This window comes from Tenacibaculum tangerinum (assembly GCF_029853675.1).
Classification (GTDB): domain Bacteria; phylum Bacteroidota; class Bacteroidia; order Flavobacteriales; family Flavobacteriaceae; genus Polaribacter; species Polaribacter tangerinum_A.
The window spans coordinates 2,724,324-2,740,375 of sequence record NZ_CP122539.1 but is presented as its reverse complement, the minus strand read 5'-3'; the positions used below and the strand labels follow the sequence as shown (position 1 = coordinate 2,740,375).

Here is a 16,052-nt window from a genome sequence, read left to right as displayed (position 1 = left end):
AGTTAACAAAATTCCTCTTTAATTTTATCAACAATGGTTTGTGCTAGTTTTTCTTTACTTTCAACAGTCCAACCCGCCACATGCGGAGAAAGCAGCACATTTTCTGCATTCAATAAGTATTCAAAAGCCGCTGGAGTCGCTTGATCTGTGAATAGGTTTTCGAAAGATTTTTTTTCATACTCCAATACATCTAATCCTGCTCCTAAAATTTTTCCAGATTGCAATGCTGCAACTAAATCTTTGGTCACAACTGATTTCCCTCTGGCAGTGTTCAACAACCAAAAAGGTTTAGAAAAACGATTAATAAACGTATTATTTATCATATGTAAAGTAAGCTCGGTTTGAGGGGTATGCAAACTCAACACATCTGCTTTTTCTTGTAGCTCTTGTAGCGTAACTTGTGTACAATTTTCATCACCAACATTGGGTTTGATATCATAACAAAGTACTTCTAAATCAAAACCTCTGAGTTTTTTTGCAAATGCTTTCCCCATATTACCGTAACCAATAATTCCAACGGTTTTCCCGTCGAGTTCTATTCCTCTATTTTCTTCTCGTAACCATTTACCTTCTCTTACCTCTCTGTCCGCTTTATTAAGCTTGTTAAATAGCGATAACAGCATTCCTAATGTATGCTCGCCTACTGCGTTTCGGTTTCCTTCTGGTGCTGAGATTAAATAGATTCCTTTCTTTGCAGCATACACACCATCGATATTTTCTAACCCTGCTCCTACGCGTCCTATAAACTTGAGTTTTGTTGCTTTGTCTAAAAACGATTTATCAATTGTAAAACGACTGCGAATCACAATTCCGTCGTACTGATGAATTTTGCTTTCAATTGCTGATTTTGATGAGGTGTAGTCTTCATCATTTTCAAAACCTAGCTCATGCAATTGCTTGATTAAAAGCGCGTGGTTGGTATCTAAATGTAAAATTTTCATTGAATAGATTTTTAGACTGTTAGAAGTTTTGATTATTGAGATAATCTTGTATTAAACTTTGACATCATTTTAATTATACTCTTTAGGATTTCTATAGTTTCATCTAAATCTTTTTTTGAAGTAAAACCTAAATCATAACTGAGTAGTAATTGGGTTTCAATTTCGTAACACGAACCTAATGCTATAATTAAATATCTAGAAAAATCTTTTTTTGATATTCTCGCACATCCTCTGCTATATTTGAGGGTATTTAGATTGATGCTCTTCTTAATTGCGATACCAAACCATATTTTTCTTCTTCTGGAAATGTAGAAGTAAGCATATAAATATGTTTACAAAAAGTCCTGCTTTTTTGCCAAAATTTTAAATCTTTATACCTGTGCATTCTTCCTGAAAATTAAAGTAGCTCAAATTCCAACAATCGATACTTCTAACAATCCAATAATCTAAACTAATACTGTTCGTCTTTATTCGGGAAATCTTGACTTTTTACATCGGTAATGTACTGTTCAAACGCATTCGTCATCTCTGCATGTAAATCTAAATACCTACGTAAAAAACGCGGATTGAATTCGTGGGTCATTCCTAGCATATCATGAGTTACTAGTACTTGCCCATCTACTCCTGCTCCTGCTCCAATTCCTATTACAGGAATCGTTAAAGCTTCCGCTACTTTTTGTGCCAACTTCGCTGGTACTTTTTCTAATACAATAGCAAAACACCCTAATCTTTCAAGCATTAACGCATCTTGCATTAGTTTTTCTGCTTCTTCTTCTTCTTTGGCTCTCACGGTATAGGTTCCGAATTTGTATATAGATTGTGGTGTTAACCCTAAATGCCCCATTACAGGTATTCCTGCATTTAAAATCCTTTTAATAGAGTCTTTTACTTCTTTTCCTCCTTCTAATTTAATCGAATGCCCACCGCTCTCTTTCATGATGCGTATCGCAGAACGTAACGCTTCTTTTGGGTCTGATTGATAACTTCCGAAGGGTAAATCTACCACCACCAAGCAACGGTCTATTCCTCTTACCACAGAACTTGCATGATAAATCATTTGATCTAACGTAATTGGCAATGTCGTTTCGTGACCTGCCATCACATTAGATGCCGAATCTCCTACCAATATCACATCAATACCTGCCCCATCAACAATTTTTGCCATCGTGTAGTCATAGGCTGTAAGCATGGAGATTTTCTCTCCGTTTGCTTTCATTTCAACTAGAGATTTTGTAGTAATTCTTTTATATTGTTTTTTTGCTACTGACATTTCTTTTATTTTATGGATTGTAAAAATACATAATTATTCAGTGCGTTATTTACATTAACTTGTTTTTAGAATTGTACTCTTGGTTTAACACTCGTTAATCTTCTGTTAATTAAATTATATCGTTTTCTTTTTTTTATAGTTTTACCCTACTAAACTAAATATATATGCAAAAAATAATTACGCTGTTTGTTGTTTTTGTTCTCTCAACGGTAGTAAATGCTCAAGAAAATTTAGAAAGAAAAGCCATTAAAAATACCATTGAAACTTTTTTTGATGGATTGCATAAGGGTGACAGTACATTGGTAGCTTCTACACTTAATTCTTCAATTACTATTCAAACTACCTTTACTAATAAAGAAGGTGCTAAAATTTTAGTTACTGAAAATAAAGCTAAATTACTTACGAGTATTGCTACTAAAAAACCTGAACATACTTATTTAGAGAAATTACTATCGTGGGATATTAAAGTTGATGGTAATTTGGCTTCTGTATGGACTCCTTATGAATTTTATCTCAACGGAAAATTTAGTCATTGTGGTGCTAATTCTTTTCAGCTTTTTAATAATAATGGAAAATGGGAGATTATTTATTTAGTTGATATGAGAAGAAAAAATAATTGTGAAGCTATAAGTAAGTAGTGCTTTTCTTTTTTTAAAAATAGCTTATCTTTGATTCAATGAAACCAACGAATCCTTCACATATATTATCTCCTGATAAGTGGGTAGATAAGTACGCTGATTACCTGTTTAATTATGCTATTGCTCGTGTAAACAACTCTGATATAGCTAAAGATTTAGTACAGGAAACATTTTTTGCAGGGTTAAAATCGGCGAAAAATTTTGAAGGAAAAGCTACCGAAAGAACTTGGTTAGTTTCAATTTTAAAAAGAAAAATAATAGATTACTATCGAAAGATAAATTCAAAAAAGGGGCAAGCAGAAGTGCGAATGAGTTTTTATGATAGTGGAGAGAATGAGGGTAACTGGATTGAAGAGAGAGTTCCACAAACATGGGATAACGATGCTGATAAGGATATTGAAAACGAAGAATTGAAAAATCAATTAGATAAATGTATTGATAATCTTCCTGAAAAATATGCCATGGTATTCAAAATGAAAACCATCCAGCAATTTGAAACCGAAGATATTTGTAAGGAGCTTGATATTTCTCCGTCAAACTTATGGGTTATGATTCATAGAGCAAGGACACAATTAAGAGGCTGTATGGAAAAAAACTGGTTTAATAAGTAATTATAGTATGTTTAAATTTTTTAAGATTACATGTGATGAGGCTACTACCATTTGCGACAAAAGTCAGTATGGTGAAGCGACGGTATATGAAAAATTACAACTTAATTGGCATTTATTACTATGCAAGGTATGTGCTTTGTATTCTAGTCAAAATAAAAAAATGACAAAACTTTTAAATGTAAAAGTAAATAGTTGTAACAAAGATACAACTTGCATGTCGAGCAAGGATAAAGAAGAATTAAAAGAACAATTAAGTAAACTTAATTAAACAGATATGGTTTTTAAAAACCATATTTTTGATTTTTTGTTAGATTGAAACGGGATTTATTACAGCGGTAAATTCCGTTTTTTAAATTTTACTCATTAAATCTTTTTCAAATGCATTTTTTACCAGAAGATATAAATAATTATGTGGTTAACCACTCTCAATCAGAACCTAAGATACTACAAGAGTTAACAAGAGAAACTTGGCAAAAGGTACTGAATCCTAGAATGCTAAGTGGTGCCTTTCAAGGAAGGGTTTTGTCTATGATTTCAAAATTAATTCAACCACAATCCATTTTAGAAATAGGTACTTATACTGGTTATTCTGCCTTGTGTTTAGCAGAAGGGTTAAGAGCTGGTGGGCACTTACATACTATTGATAAAAATGAAGAGTTGGAAGAACTTCAGCATACCTATTTTCAAAAATCAGAATACAAAAATCAGATAACCCAGTATGTGGGCAATGCTATAGAAATTATTCCTACCATCGATACTAAATTTGATTTGGTTTTTATTGATGCTGATAAATCTAATTATATCAATTACTTTCACTTGATTATTGATAAAATGAATAAAGGTGGTGTTATTTTATCTGATAATGTGCTTTGGAGTGGTAAGGTAGTAGAAGAGCTAGACCCAAAAGATATTGATACAAAAATTCTTTTAGATTATAACAGGCTTTTAAGTACGGATGCTCGATTAGAAACGGTATTACTACCCATACGAGATGGATTGACTATTAGTAGGGTTATTTAACGTGAGTTCGGGATAGTTTACCCTATTCTTTGTAAGTTATCGATATTAATATTAGGTTTAGTTGGATAGAACGAATAAGCGATTAACCCTGCAACTAAATTTAAGATAAAGTTATCGAAGCTTCTGTGTCTTGTATGCTCTATTTGACATACGTTTTTCAAAATATCATTCACACTTTCAACAACAGCTCTTTTTCTAAGCATAATTTTATCATAGATATGCATAAGAGTATTTTCATATTCTTTCTAATTTAGATGTATTCCATCTACAAAAAGCTATTCAAACAGTTCTTTACCTACATACCCTCTGTCGGCAAATATTTTTCCGAACACACGATTATAAAAGGTTTTATCTTTAAGTGGTTGTCTGTCATCTATATTACCTTGAGTAATTAAAAAGTCAACAATATCACCCTTTTCATTGATAATAATATGAAGTTTAAAACCAAAGAACCACCCCATGGTTCCTTTCCCTTTTTTTGTGGTGTTTTTTAAAAACTTTGTTCTGTTTTTCTCTTTTATAATGACATACTTTAATAGTGGTAGAATCTAAAAAAGAGATCCCTGTGCATTGACCTAAACAGTGCATTTGAAGAAACAGTATCATAGGCACTGAACAACGCTTTTTCAATTCAACAAATCGGTTATAGGAAACTAAATCGACAAGTGTTTGCTAACATATTCGATATAAAAGTGTTTAAAACCACTAAAATGGAAAAGCACCATAATTGTAATGATTTCACTTTGGGTAAGTTTAGGCTTTCTTCGTCTAACTATCTTTGAACAGGTTTCTAAAGCATTTTTATCGATAACTTGATTAATTTCGGTACAAAAATCATCAATTAAAAAGAAGAATTCAGTAATTTTAAAATCAGAAATAATAGCGGATAATTTATTTATATGATTATAAATCAGTGATTTAATTCGCTAAATTCTCCACTTTTTTTCGTATAATTAAGAAACCTTTTTATCCCGAACTCACGTTAATTTTAATACTTTTACAAAAACAAACCATGCAGCAGGATATCAGCTTTAAACACATCAACAAATTAGCCATGCCTGCCCTAATTGCAGGGGTTGCCGAACCGCTACTTTCTACGACCGATTTGGCTATTGTAGGTAATATTAAGTACAATGCTACCGAAAGTATTGCTGCAATTGGTATTGTAGGGGCATTCCTTTCTATGTTAATTTGGGTGTTTGGGCAAACACGCAGTGGTATTTCTTCTATTGTGTCGCAATATTTAGGTGCAAATAAACTAGACGAAATAAGAGACTTACCCGCACAAGCCATCGTTATTGTGTTGGGAGTAAGTGCGCTTATTTTAGCAATCAGTTACCCGTTTGCCAAAGAAATTTTTGAACTATACAATGCCTCTGGAGCAATCTTAGACTACTCGGTTGAGTATTACAAAATACGTGTTTTCGGATTTCCGTTTACGCTGTTTACCATTGCCGTTTTTGGCACCTTTCGGGGTTTACAAAACACCTATTATCCCATGCTTATTGCCTTGATAGGTACGTTTATTAATATTGCGTTAGATATCGTGTTGGTATACGGAATAGAAGGATTCATTCCTGCTATGCACATTCAAGGGGCAGCCTATGCAAGTGTAGTAGCACAAGTTACCATGGCAATAATCTCGGTCGTATTGTTGTTAAAAAAGACCAATATTCCATTACGTTTTAGTTTGCCATTTAATCCAGAAATACCCAAGTTTATTAAGATGGTATTTAACTTATTTATACGAACTATTGCTTTAAACGTAGCGCTGTATTTTGGCACTTCTTATGCCACCAATTATGGTGATGCTTATATCGCAGCCTATACGATTGGATTCAATTTATGGCTTACAGGCGCTTTTATGATTGACGGTTATTCTTCCTCAGGAAATATCCTCTCAGGAAAACTATTAGGAGCAAAAGCATATAAAACATTGGTTACTTTAGGAAATAGATTAATTACCTACGGATTTCTCTTTGGGCTGTTACTCGCTGTTATTGGTGCTGTTTTTTACCAACCCATGGGAAGACTTTTTACCAAAGAACCCGAAGTGTTAGAGCAGTTTTACAATACTTTTTGGATTATTTTGCTCATGCAACCTGTGTGTGCCATCGCTTTTATTTACGACGGAATGTTTAAAGGAATGGGAGAAATGAAGTACTTGAGAAATGTATTGTTATTGGCAACAGGATTGGTGTTTATTCCTACTTTATTGTTTTTTGATTCGCTTGACTATAAACTGTATGCTATTTGGATTGCTTTTTTCTTGTGGATGATGGCTAGAGGCATCCCACTAATTATAAAGTTTAGAAGAAAGTTTTTACCGCTTGCCCAAAAAATGTAATTTTGAACAAACAACAAATCGATGACAACAACTAGAGAAAACGGAAGTTTATATACCCATATTGAACATAAAATTGCAACGATTGAATTCGGACATCCAGCAAGTAACTCTTTTCCAAGTGTACTATTAGAGCGTTTAGCGAGTGAATTTGATAAGCTTTCAATAAATAATGAAGTTTCAGTAATTGTATTAAAATCAGAAGGAGATCGTGCCTTTTGTGCAGGTGCTTCTTTTGATGAATTGGTAGCAATAGACACTTTAGATGCAGGAAAAGCCTTTTTTTCAGGCTTTGCAAATGTAATTAATGCGATGCGCCGATGCTCAAAACTAATTATTGGTAGGGTACAAGGAAAAACAGTAGGCGGTGGTGTTGGATTAGCAGCAGCTTGCGATTATGTATTGGCTACAGAGCACGCAGCTATTAAACTTTCTGAATTTACCATTGGTATTGGTCCGTTTGTAATTGCTCCTGCTGTAGAGCGTAAAGTAGGTGTGAGCGGATTAGCTGAGTTAACTCTAGATGCTACGAGTTGGAAAAATGCGTATTGGGCAAAAGAGAAAGGCTTGTATGCTCGTGTTTTTGAAACGCAAAACGAATTAGATAAAGAAGTCGAAATTTTATCAGAAAAACTGGCATCATATAACCCAGAAGCATTAGCTGAAATGAAAAGAGCTTTATGGGTTGGAACAGAACACTGGGAAACACTATTACTAGAAAGAGCAGAGACTTCCGGAAAATTAGTGTTGTCTGAATTTACCAAAAACGCATTAGCTAAATTTAAGAAATAAACATGTTTTTAATTCAAGATGAAAAAAGCTCTACAGCTTACAAAGCAGGCTATGAAATAGGGCAATGGATAGCACACAATCCTATACTCGCTATACTACTGGGAGTAGTACTTTCTATAGGTTTTGTGTGGATAATAACAAAAATTGTAAAGCAAATTCGTACTTTTGGCGAATAAAAACAAAAGATTATGGGTGGAGATTATTTATTTGCCATTTTAGCAGCAGGGGTTGCCGTAGTTTATTTCTTTAATAAATACAGAGCAAACAAAAAGTTTAAAAGAAAATAAAAGCCTTTTTTAAAAAAGGAAAATATATGAGCAAGATTCGAATTACCAAACAGTTTACTTTTGAAACTGGGCATGCATTGTATGGTTACGACGGAAAGTGTAAAAATGTGCACGGGCATAGTTACAAGCTTTCAGTTACCGTAATTGGCTCTCCAATAACAGATAAATCTGATGTGAAGTACGGGATGGTGATTGATTTTGGAGATTTAAAAAAGATTGTAAAAGAAGAAATTGTAGATGTTTTCGACCATGCAACCGTATTTAATAAAAACACGCCGCATATAGAGCTAGCGAGAGAATTAAAAGATCGTGGGCATCATATAATTTTAGTGGAGTATCAACCCACTAGCGAAATGATGGTGATTGATTTTGCAAAAAAAATTAACAACCGACTTCCAGAAAACATCAAATTACACGCTATCAAACTACAAGAAACTGATACCAGTTTTGCGGAGTGGTATGCTTCGGATAATGAGTTAATTAGTTAATGAATTAATAAGTCAATTAGTTAATTTGGTATTGAATTGGTGAATGAATGTATAATAAATAAAAGTTTTGGTATTCTCTAACTAGTTTTACTTACACGGCTCACTAAGCTTTTTAAAATCTTTCTTTTTGAAATATGAGTAACTAGTGATGCCAGAATGAGGAACAAAAGCAACAATTTTTTTAGTCTTGGCATTCATTATCATTTTATGAGTAACTGGTATAACACTCATAACCCCTAATCCTTTTTGTTTTACAAACTTTTTTGTTACGGGAAAACCAATTAAGATATCTTCATTGTTATCAACAGCTTGCGCAATTCTGTCAGTAGAAACTAATTCTATTTTAGCAGTAGGCAACAAGTTTTGTAATTCGTTTTTTATTTTACCATGAACAATCGCTTCTTGAAATAAGATCGTCTTTCCTTCAAGTTGAGAGCAGTTGTTTTTCATTTCTTCTCCAGCAAAATCTTCAAAAGAAATTTTATTATTAAGTTCAATAGCTTTCTCTATATATTTTTGAGCAAGAGCAAGAGATACAATTAGATTCTCTTTTGATAAATATTTCGGACCGTTTTGTCTTTCTTGTTTTAATTTTTCAATCGATTTTTTTAATTCTTTATCAGCATATCCAGGTATATTGTAGTTTACGTTTGTCAAATAGTTTTGGAAAACAGCTTTGTTCCTATTTTTTTCGGATGCACCGTAGGTTATAACATAATTTTTTTGTGAGGTAAGAAACTCCAAATCAGTTATTATAACATCAGAGGTTAAATTGAGAATAGCATAATTTTTTAACTTATCTTTTGTTAGTTCCCCTTCAGTTATATATTTTATATTCTTGGTGTCGTTTAACGTCCAATAGTCTGGTACAACTTCTTTTATGGTAGTGTTAAAATAGCTTATAAAGTCTCGATATTCTTTGAGTTCTTTTTTATATTCTTCACTCTTTTTATTGTTTTTGGCAATTTTTTTCCCGAGTTTTTTGACTAAATCTTTATTTTCTTCATACAATACAACGGCCAAGGGTTTTTCTTTTAATTGAGATAATTCTTCAATTTTCCCTTTAATACAATTTTGACCATTAATAATCAAGCAAAAGAAAGCAAATACTAATGTAAATAGTGTGTTTTTCATTTCCATTTCAAATTATAAATTAATGACAAATAAAAGGGTAATTATGAAAATTACAAAACCTTATATTAATTTTTTGCTATTCTACATTTGTCAAGAAATAAAAATTTAGCATTTTTTAAGTGGTATTAGCCTGTTCTAGATGCTTTGTTAAACTATTATGAAGAATTTAAATGAGCCTAGTTTTTTATCTAAAAACACAAAAATCTTTAAGTTGTTTACCAATGTTGAAACAGTGAAAGAAACATTATATTTTTTACTTCGTAACAGGATGTTTTAATTAACTTCTGGTTATGTCGGGAAGATTTTAGGTTATTTGGCTTTGTGGTTGTTTATAAGGAAGTAATCCCTCTGCTATAATTGTTGAATTTTGTCTCTTATAAGATTTTAATTCAACAATTATTTACCGTTAAATTCGTTCATGGTATTTGCTAAACCTGCTGTAATAAAAGAGGTGACGGCATTAACAGAAAAAGGAATACGTTCTATCATGGCACTTTCTTCATCGGCGTTCCATTCACCTAACACATAATCTACTTGTTTTCCTTTACGGTATTCAGCACCCACACCAAAGCGAAATCTAGGATAAGCACCTGTATTAAAAGTATCTTGAATATCTTTAAGACCATTGTGTCCACCAGAACTTCCTTTTCCTTTGATACGAATTTTTCCGAAGTCAATATTCAAATCATCGGTAATGACGAGTACATTTTCAACTTGAATATTTTCTTTCTGCATCCAATATTTTACTGCTTTTCCGCTCAAATTCATGTAGGTATTTGGCTTTAAAACAATCACAGGCTTTCCTTTAATTTTTAGTTTGGCGATGTCTCCTAACTTTTCAGTTTCAAAAGAGCCCCCATGCTCTTTTACAAAGGCATCTGCGATTTTAAAACCTATGTTATGACGTGTATTGTGATATTTTTCGCCAATATTACCTAAACCTACAATTAAAAATTTTTTCATTGAATTGTCTTCTTTTTCTGTTATTTCTTCTGTTGAAAAACCAAATAACTTTTTCAAAAATACTACAAAACTCATACTTCAAAAATAAAAAAAGCGCTACATATAGTAACGCTTTTTTTTATGGTTATAGTGTTGCTTTTAAGCCTCTTCTGTTTCAGTTGCAGCTTTAGCTGCGTTACGAGACATACGAACTTGAGCTACTACTGTGTTATCAGGGTGTAATATTGTATAGTCATCGTTCTTTAATTCAGTAACGTATAACTTATTACCAATCTGTAACTCAGTAATATTAGCTTCGATATAATCTGGTAAGTTTGCAGGCAATGCTTTTACTTTTAATTTACGTAAGTTGTGACGTAAAGCACCCCCTACCATAACACCTTTAGACTTTCCTATTAAACGTACAGGAATATCCATTGTTACAGCTTTGTCTTCAAATAATTGATAGAAATCTACGTGTAAAATATTGTCTTGTACTGGGTGAAACTGTATGTCTTGCAATACAGCATTGTATGTAGCACCCTCTAATTCAATCGTAGCAGTAAATACGTCTGGAGTATATACTAATGGTTTGAACGCTTTTTCATCAGCTGAAAAGTGAACAGGCTTGTCTCCTCCGTATAATACGCAAGGAACCTTTCCAGCATTACGTAAGGCTTTTGTTGCTTTCTTGCCTACGCTTTCTCTTTGAGATCCTTTGATTGTAATTGATTTCATTACGTTTATTTATTAAATTTATTTACATTAAAAATTGTCCGCTAATAGATGTATTGTCTTGAACTTTATGCATCACATCGGCGAATAAAGGGGCGCAAGATACAACTTTTATTTTAGAAATATTCTTTTTTAAAGGAATTGTATCTGAAACAATGAGTTCTGCTAACTTTGAATTCTGAATTCTTTCGTAAGCATTTCCCGAAAGAATAGGGTGAGTGCAAATAGCACGCACACTTTTAGCACCACGTTCCATCATTAAGTCGGCAGCTCTGGTAAGAGTCCCTCCTGTATCAATCATGTCATCAACCAAAATCACATTTTTACCTTTTACCTCTCCAATTAATTCCATGTGTGAAATTATATTTGCTTTTTGGCGCTGTTTGTAGCAAATAACCACATCGCTTTCTAAATATTTAGAGTAGGCATAAGCTCTTTTTGACCCCCCCATATCTGGAGAAGCAATTGTTAAATTATCTAAGCCTAAACTTTTAACGTAGGGTAAAAAAATGGTAGAAGCAAACAAATGGTCTACAGGTCTTTCAAAGAACCCTTGAATTTGATCTGCGTGTAAATCCATGGTCATAATTCGAGTTGCTCCTGCTGTTTCTAATAACTTAGCGACTAACTTCGCTCCAATCGCCACACGCGGCTTATCTTTTCTATCTTGACGTGCCCAACCGAAATATGGCATTACAGCAGTAATATGTCTTGCAGATGCACGTTTAGCAGCATCACACATTAGCAACATTTCCATTAAATTATCGGCACTAGGAAAGGTCGATCCTATAATAAATACTCTTCTTCCTCTTATTGATTCTTCAAAAGCAGGTTGAAACTCACCATCGCTAAAGTGTGTCGTCATTACATTTCCTAATTTACTTCCATACGCAGAAGCAATTTCTTCGGCTAACTCAGTGCTTTGAGAACAAGCAAATATTTTTGGACTTAATTGATTTGCAGTCATTTACAAAAAAGTGTTTTTAGTTAGTGTTGTTGTTAGCAGCAAAAATAAAACTATTTTAAGAGTTAAAGAGGTATTTTAAATGAAATATTTTATAGATTTGCAGTCACCAAAAGCCAAAGTGGTGGAATTGGTAGACACGTCGGATTCAAAATCCGATGCTCGCAAGGGCGTGTGGGTTCGAGTCCCACCTTTGGTACAAAAAGCACTTGAATTTTTCAAGTGCTTTTTTTATGAGTTGAGTTCTCTTTTTGGATCATTCCTAAAAGTTGTGTTTATGCGAAAATTTGTATTAATCTGTAAAGAAAGAACTCTACATTTCTGAAGCCTCTAAATTGTGCTCTAAAGGCTTTTATTTTGGCATTAAAAGATTCTGCAGATGTGTTTGTACTTCTATTGTCAAAATAATTCAGTATAGATTGATAATTTAGAGATATCGAGTTTGCTACAATATTAAAAGCTTAAAATCCAGATTCTTCTACTTCCTTAAACCAATGGGCTAATTTTGTATATGCTATTTCTTTAGAGATAGTTTTGTTGTTAAAAAGATCCTAAGTTTTTGACATATTCCATATGCTCGTCTAAGGCTAATTTTTGTACATGAAACCTATCGGTAACTTGAGTTGCTTTAGGAAAGCATTTTTTAACAATTAGCTTGATTGTATTAGCCATATCTAAGGTGATTCCTTTTACCTTATTTCGTTTAGAACTAGGAATTTTAAATAGCTTGTCGATAACTTGTTCAGTTTTAGTTCCAGCAATGATAGCGACAATACTCCCTGCTTCACCTTTTGCTCTTGTATTAGTACCAATGATATATAACTCTCCTTTCGATAAAGCGAATTCATCAATGGAAAGTTGCTTTCCTATATTTTCAGAAAACAGTAAACAATCTTTAGCTTGTGATTTTTCTTTCCATTTTTTAAAATCACTTAAATAATCTTTAAACTGTCGTTGTAGCTTTTTGCCATTGAGTCCATAAAAGCTAGCTATGGTATGATAACCATTGGCTTTAGTACTGATTAATTGCTTTTAAAAAAGCAGCAAACTCAATAGTCATACGAGTTCCATGTGCTACTAGATTCCAATCTCTATAAATCACTTTTTGAGTGGTTTTATTAAGCCATCTTCTTTGTTTGATATGAAGTAATACTGTTTTGCCTCTCAATGGAAAATCCTCCACTATAATTTCTTTATAAAAACCATGAGAAATAACCATATCCTTAGAAAATTCTTCAGGAATACCTTTTTCTCTTCAAAATACAAATGAAGACTATCATTAATGGTTTGGTGCTTTATAATATCAAAGTGTGTAATTAGTATTTCTGGTAATAAACCTTTCAGTAGGTCGATGTAGGAATCTAAATGATTTTTTGCAAAAATCAACATTAAATATCAATTCGCCCACAACTTTTGAGATTGACCCGGAAAGCAATAGAAGATGAAAATAAAGCTATTGAAGCTGCTAAAAAAGAAGGTGAGAAAACAAATCCATACTACTATCTAATTGAGATACTTTAAAGCAATTATTAGCTAGAAGTAGATATATTTTAGCTAAAAATAAAAATGATTGGACTCAAAATCAGAAACAAAGAGCAAAATTATTATTTAACCTTTATGCAAAAATTGAACGAGCCTATAAACACACTTTAGAGTTTAGAGGTATCAATGAAGGAAAGGAGAAAGTAAAAGCTAAACAACGATTTGAATATTGGTTTTGAGGATACAGAAAAATTAGAGTTTAAAAACTTCAACACAGCAATAAACAGTATTAAAAATCATTTTGATACTATCTTGAATTTCTTTGATAATAGAAATACCAATGCAAATGCAAATGCAAAATCTTTTAACTCTAAAATAAAACTCTTTAGAGCCAATCAAAGAGAGGTAAAAGATACTCAATTTTTCCTCTTTAGACTTGAAAAATTATTCGCTTAATCCCCATAAAAGTTACTTGACCCATTTTATCCCCAACCTACACTAAAATAAAAAGAGGCTGACTAAAAAAATTCAGTCAACCTCTTTATGTTTATTGCAAATGCTAAAAATTACTTAGCAGCCGCATATCTTCTTTCTACTTCGTTCCAGTTAATTACTTTAAAGAAAGCTTCAATATAATCTGGACGACGGTTTTGGTAGTTTAAGTAATACGCATGTTCCCAAACGTCTAATCCTAAAATAGGAGTTCCGCCACAGCCAACGCTTGGCATTAACGGGTTATCTTGATTAGGAGTAGAACAAACTTCTAATTTTCCTCCTTTATGTACACATAACCAAGCCCACCCTGAACCAAACTGAGTAGCTGCTGCCTTTGAGAAAGCATCAATAAATGCTTCTTTTGAGCCAAACTCAGCCTCGATAGCATCTTTTAATTCTCCTGACAAATACCCTCTATCTTCTGGACTCATTACTGTCCAAAACAACGAGTGATTGTAAAAACCACCACCATTATTACGAACTGCAGCGTTGTTCATATCTAAGTTGGCCAAAATATCTTCGATAGATTTTCCATCTAAATCAGTACCGTCGATAGCAGCATTTAATTTAGAGGTATATCCGTTGTGATGTTTGCTATGGTGAATTTCCATAGTTCTAGCATCTATATGAGGTTCTAAAGCGTCGTAAGCGTATCCTAATTCTGGTAAGTTAAAAGCCATAATTATTTGTTTTTTAATTGGTTAATTTTTCGTTTTTCCGAATGTAAATTTAATTCAAAAAAACAAGGCAAACAACTGTTTGCCTTCTAGATAATTTATTCAAGTATAAATAATAACTATTCTTTAATACACTGGCTTTTCACCTTCAGAAAATGCAATCATAAATTCTTCTGCTTTTTCAACCATTTGTATACTGCCACAATAAAAAGGCACACGTTGGTGTAGCTCGTTGGGTTTGATATCTAAAATACGAGTAAATCCGTCAGAAGCTTTCCCTCCTGCTTGCTCGCAAATAAAAGCCATCGGATTACATTCGTATAACAAACGTAATTTTCCTTTAGGTGTAATGGCAGTAGCTGGATAAATGTATATCCCGCCTTTAATCATATTTCTATGAAAATCAGACACTAACGACCCAATATAACGAGCTGTGTATGGGCGATTATCTGCTTCGTTTAATTCTTTACAATGAATTAAGAAACGCTTCATTCCTTCTTGAAAATGAGTAAAATACCCTTCGCTTACCGAGTAAATTTTGCCAATTTTAGGATATTGCATATTAGGATGTGATAAGTAAAAAGTACCAATAGCAGGATTTAAAGTAAACCCGTTAACCCCATTTCCAGTAGTAAACACTAACATCGTTGAGGTACCATATACCACATAACCCGCAGCTACCTGTTCGCTACCCTTTTGCAAGAAGTCTTCTTTGGTAACAGGGGTACCTACAGGAGAAATTCTTCGGTAGATAGAAAAAATGGTTCCTACCGATACGTTTACATCAATGTTTGACGATCCGTCTAAAGGATCCATTAACAATACATATTTGTTTTCGTTGGTGTTGTTCTGACCTTCAACCACTACAAAATCATCATCTTCTTCACTCGCAATACCACAAACAATCTCACGATTAATCAATGTTTGTTTAAACAAATCGTTGGCTAAAACATCTAGTTTTTGTTGGGCTTCTCCTTGAACGTTTACATCGCCTGCAGCCCCAGTAATATCAACCAATCCTGCCTTTCTAATTTCGTGATTTACGACTTTAGCAGCCAAACGTATAGAATTTATTAAACGAGATAACTCACCAGAAGAATATTGAAAATCTTTTTGTTTGCTGATGATGAACTCACCCAGCGTCATGTGCTTATTGTTCATGTCAAATTTTGTGTTGTGCCTGCAAAGATGCCAACTTTTTTACGTTTCTACAACGTTTTCGTAATTTAAAA

General features: G+C 33.1%; 23 protein-coding genes, 1 tRNA gene and 1 pseudogene. 10 read left to right on the top strand and 15 right to left on the bottom strand.

All coding sequences use genetic code 11. The features are described from left to right. Positions 1-2: 2 nt before the first annotated feature. From P8625_RS12240 to panB, 4 genes are all read right to left on the bottom strand, one after another. A complete protein-coding gene (locus P8625_RS12240) occupies positions 3-941 on the bottom strand; it encodes a 2-hydroxyacid dehydrogenase (protein ID WP_279650733.1) in 939 nt (312 codons plus the stop codon). A gap of 32 nt (positions 942-973) precedes the next feature. Beyond that, positions 974-1,126 (bottom strand): four helix bundle protein, encoded by a 153-nt coding sequence (locus P8625_RS12235; protein WP_279652958.1) that lies wholly within the window; start codon positions 1,124-1,126, stop codon positions 974-976. A 65-nt stretch (positions 1,127-1,191) separates the two neighbouring features. Next, positions 1,192-1,263 (bottom strand): four helix bundle protein, encoded by a 72-nt coding sequence (locus P8625_RS12230; RefSeq protein ID WP_279652957.1) that lies wholly within the window; start codon positions 1,261-1,263, stop codon positions 1,192-1,194. A 129-nt stretch (positions 1,264-1,392) separates the two neighbouring features. Continuing rightward, complete coding sequence (panB, locus tag P8625_RS12225) at positions 1,393-2,211, bottom strand: 3-methyl-2-oxobutanoate hydroxymethyltransferase (RefSeq protein WP_279650732.1); 819 nt, start codon at positions 2,209-2,211, stop codon at positions 1,393-1,395. Positions 2,212-2,375: 164 nt separating this feature from the next. On the opposite strand from panB, the gene P8625_RS12220 reads away from it, so the two are divergent. From P8625_RS12220 to P8625_RS12210, 3 genes are all read left to right on the top strand, one after another. Continuing rightward, on the top strand, positions 2,376-2,849 hold the full coding sequence (locus tag P8625_RS12220; RefSeq protein WP_279650731.1) for a nuclear transport factor 2 family protein: 474 nt from the start codon (positions 2,376-2,378) through the stop codon (positions 2,847-2,849). Positions 2,850-2,887: 38 nt separating this feature from the next. Further along, positions 2,888-3,460, top strand: coding sequence for a sigma-70 family RNA polymerase sigma factor (locus P8625_RS12215; protein WP_279650730.1), 573 nt, complete (start codon positions 2,888-2,890; stop codon positions 3,458-3,460). A gap of 378 nt (positions 3,461-3,838) precedes the next feature. Further along, complete coding sequence (locus tag P8625_RS12210) at positions 3,839-4,480, top strand: O-methyltransferase (protein ID WP_279650729.1); 642 nt, start codon at positions 3,839-3,841, stop codon at positions 4,478-4,480. A 17-nt stretch (positions 4,481-4,497) separates the two neighbouring features. On the opposite strand, the pseudogene P8625_RS12205 reads toward P8625_RS12210, so the two are convergent. Both P8625_RS12205 and P8625_RS12200 read right to left on the bottom strand, forming a co-directional pair. After that, positions 4,498-4,986: pseudogene (locus P8625_RS12205) on the bottom strand (IS982 family transposase); the annotation flags it as partial. Continuing rightward, positions 4,919-5,068 (bottom strand): transposase, encoded by a 150-nt coding sequence (locus tag P8625_RS12200; RefSeq protein ID WP_279652950.1) that lies wholly within the window; start codon positions 5,066-5,068, stop codon positions 4,919-4,921. The pseudogene P8625_RS12205 and the gene P8625_RS12200, both read right to left, overlap by 68 nt. A 424-nt stretch (positions 5,069-5,492) precedes the next feature. Between P8625_RS12200 and P8625_RS12195 the strand changes: the two genes are divergently transcribed. The 4 genes from P8625_RS12195 to P8625_RS12180 all read left to right on the top strand — a co-directional run bounded on the left by P8625_RS12195 (position 5,493) and on the right by P8625_RS12180 (position 8,391). Beyond that, the gene (locus P8625_RS12195; RefSeq protein ID WP_279650728.1) at positions 5,493-6,827 is read left to right on the top strand and encodes an MATE family efflux transporter; all 1,335 of its coding nucleotides are present in this window, start codon (positions 5,493-5,495) and stop codon (positions 6,825-6,827) included. 21 nt (positions 6,828-6,848) lie between these two features. Continuing rightward, positions 6,849-7,616, top strand: coding sequence for an enoyl-CoA hydratase/isomerase family protein (locus tag P8625_RS12190; RefSeq protein WP_279650727.1), 768 nt, complete (start codon positions 6,849-6,851; stop codon positions 7,614-7,616). 2 nt (positions 7,617-7,618) lie between these two features. After that, on the top strand, positions 7,619-7,792 hold the full coding sequence (locus tag P8625_RS12185; RefSeq protein WP_279650726.1) for a hypothetical protein: 174 nt from the start codon (positions 7,619-7,621) through the stop codon (positions 7,790-7,792). 137 nt (positions 7,793-7,929) lie between these two features. Further along, positions 7,930-8,391, top strand: a complete 462-nt coding sequence (locus P8625_RS12180) for a 6-pyruvoyl trahydropterin synthase family protein (RefSeq protein ID WP_279650725.1) — start codon at positions 7,930-7,932, stop codon at positions 8,389-8,391. Between the two features lie 87 nt (positions 8,392-8,478). Here the strand turns inward: P8625_RS12180 and P8625_RS12175 are convergent, their stop codons facing one another. From P8625_RS12175 to P8625_RS12160, 4 genes are all read right to left on the bottom strand, one after another. After that, positions 8,479-9,525 carry a hypothetical protein gene (locus tag P8625_RS12175; protein ID WP_279650724.1) on the bottom strand — a complete coding sequence of 349 codons (1,047 nt, stop codon included), beginning with the start codon at positions 9,523-9,525 and terminating at the stop codon, positions 8,479-8,481. Between the two features lie 396 nt (positions 9,526-9,921). Further along, entirely contained in the window at positions 9,922-10,563 is a 642-nt protein-coding gene (gene pth, locus P8625_RS12170; RefSeq protein ID WP_407704739.1) for an aminoacyl-tRNA hydrolase, read from the bottom strand. Between the two features lie 63 nt (positions 10,564-10,626). After that, the gene (locus P8625_RS12165; RefSeq protein WP_279650723.1) at positions 10,627-11,205 is read right to left on the bottom strand and encodes a 50S ribosomal protein L25/general stress protein Ctc; all 579 of its coding nucleotides are present in this window, start codon (positions 11,203-11,205) and stop codon (positions 10,627-10,629) included. 22 nt (positions 11,206-11,227) lie between these two features. Beyond that, the gene (locus P8625_RS12160; RefSeq protein ID WP_279650722.1) at positions 11,228-12,169 is read right to left on the bottom strand and encodes a ribose-phosphate pyrophosphokinase; all 942 of its coding nucleotides are present in this window, start codon (positions 12,167-12,169) and stop codon (positions 11,228-11,230) included. 112 nt (positions 12,170-12,281) lie between these two features. Between P8625_RS12160 and P8625_RS12155 the strand changes: the two genes are divergently transcribed. Beyond that, positions 12,282-12,365 (top strand) — tRNA-Leu (locus tag P8625_RS12155). A 76-nt stretch (positions 12,366-12,441) separates the two neighbouring features. Here the strand turns inward: P8625_RS12155 and P8625_RS12150 are convergent. From P8625_RS12150 to P8625_RS16260, 3 genes are all read right to left on the bottom strand, one after another. Then, a complete protein-coding gene (locus tag P8625_RS12150) occupies positions 12,442-12,579 on the bottom strand; it encodes a transposase (protein ID WP_279652955.1) in 138 nt (45 codons plus the stop codon). 127 nt (positions 12,580-12,706) lie between these two features. Beyond that, complete coding sequence (locus tag P8625_RS12145; RefSeq protein WP_279652954.1) at positions 12,707-12,979, bottom strand: transposase; 273 nt, start codon at positions 12,977-12,979, stop codon at positions 12,707-12,709. A gap of 199 nt (positions 12,980-13,178) precedes the next feature. Further along, a complete protein-coding gene (locus P8625_RS16260) occupies positions 13,179-13,385 on the bottom strand; it encodes an ISAon1 family transposase N-terminal region protein (RefSeq protein WP_322790483.1) in 207 nt (68 codons plus the stop codon). Positions 13,386-13,713: 328 nt separating this feature from the next. Between P8625_RS16260 and P8625_RS16410 the strand changes: the two genes are divergently transcribed. Together P8625_RS16410 and P8625_RS12135 are read left to right on the top strand one after the other, a co-directional pair. After that, the gene (locus P8625_RS16410; RefSeq protein WP_407704778.1) at positions 13,714-13,887 is read left to right on the top strand and encodes a transposase; all 174 of its coding nucleotides are present in this window, start codon (positions 13,714-13,716) and stop codon (positions 13,885-13,887) included. Beyond that, positions 13,871-14,104 (top strand): transposase, encoded by a 234-nt coding sequence (locus tag P8625_RS12135; RefSeq protein ID WP_279650721.1) that lies wholly within the window; start codon positions 13,871-13,873, stop codon positions 14,102-14,104. The genes P8625_RS16410 and P8625_RS12135 overlap by 17 nt, the downstream gene beginning before the upstream one ends. A 110-nt stretch (positions 14,105-14,214) precedes the next feature. On the opposite strand, the gene P8625_RS12130 is transcribed toward P8625_RS12135, so the two are convergent. Together P8625_RS12130 and fbp are read right to left on the bottom strand one after the other, a co-directional pair. Then, on the bottom strand, positions 14,215-14,823 hold the full coding sequence (locus P8625_RS12130) for a superoxide dismutase (protein ID WP_279650720.1): 609 nt from the start codon (positions 14,821-14,823) through the stop codon (positions 14,215-14,217). Positions 14,824-14,946: 123 nt separating this feature from the next. Beyond that, entirely contained in the window at positions 14,947-15,981 is a 1,035-nt protein-coding gene (gene fbp, locus P8625_RS12125; RefSeq protein WP_279650719.1) for a class 1 fructose-bisphosphatase, read from the bottom strand. Between the last annotated feature and the right edge of the window lie 71 nt (positions 15,982-16,052).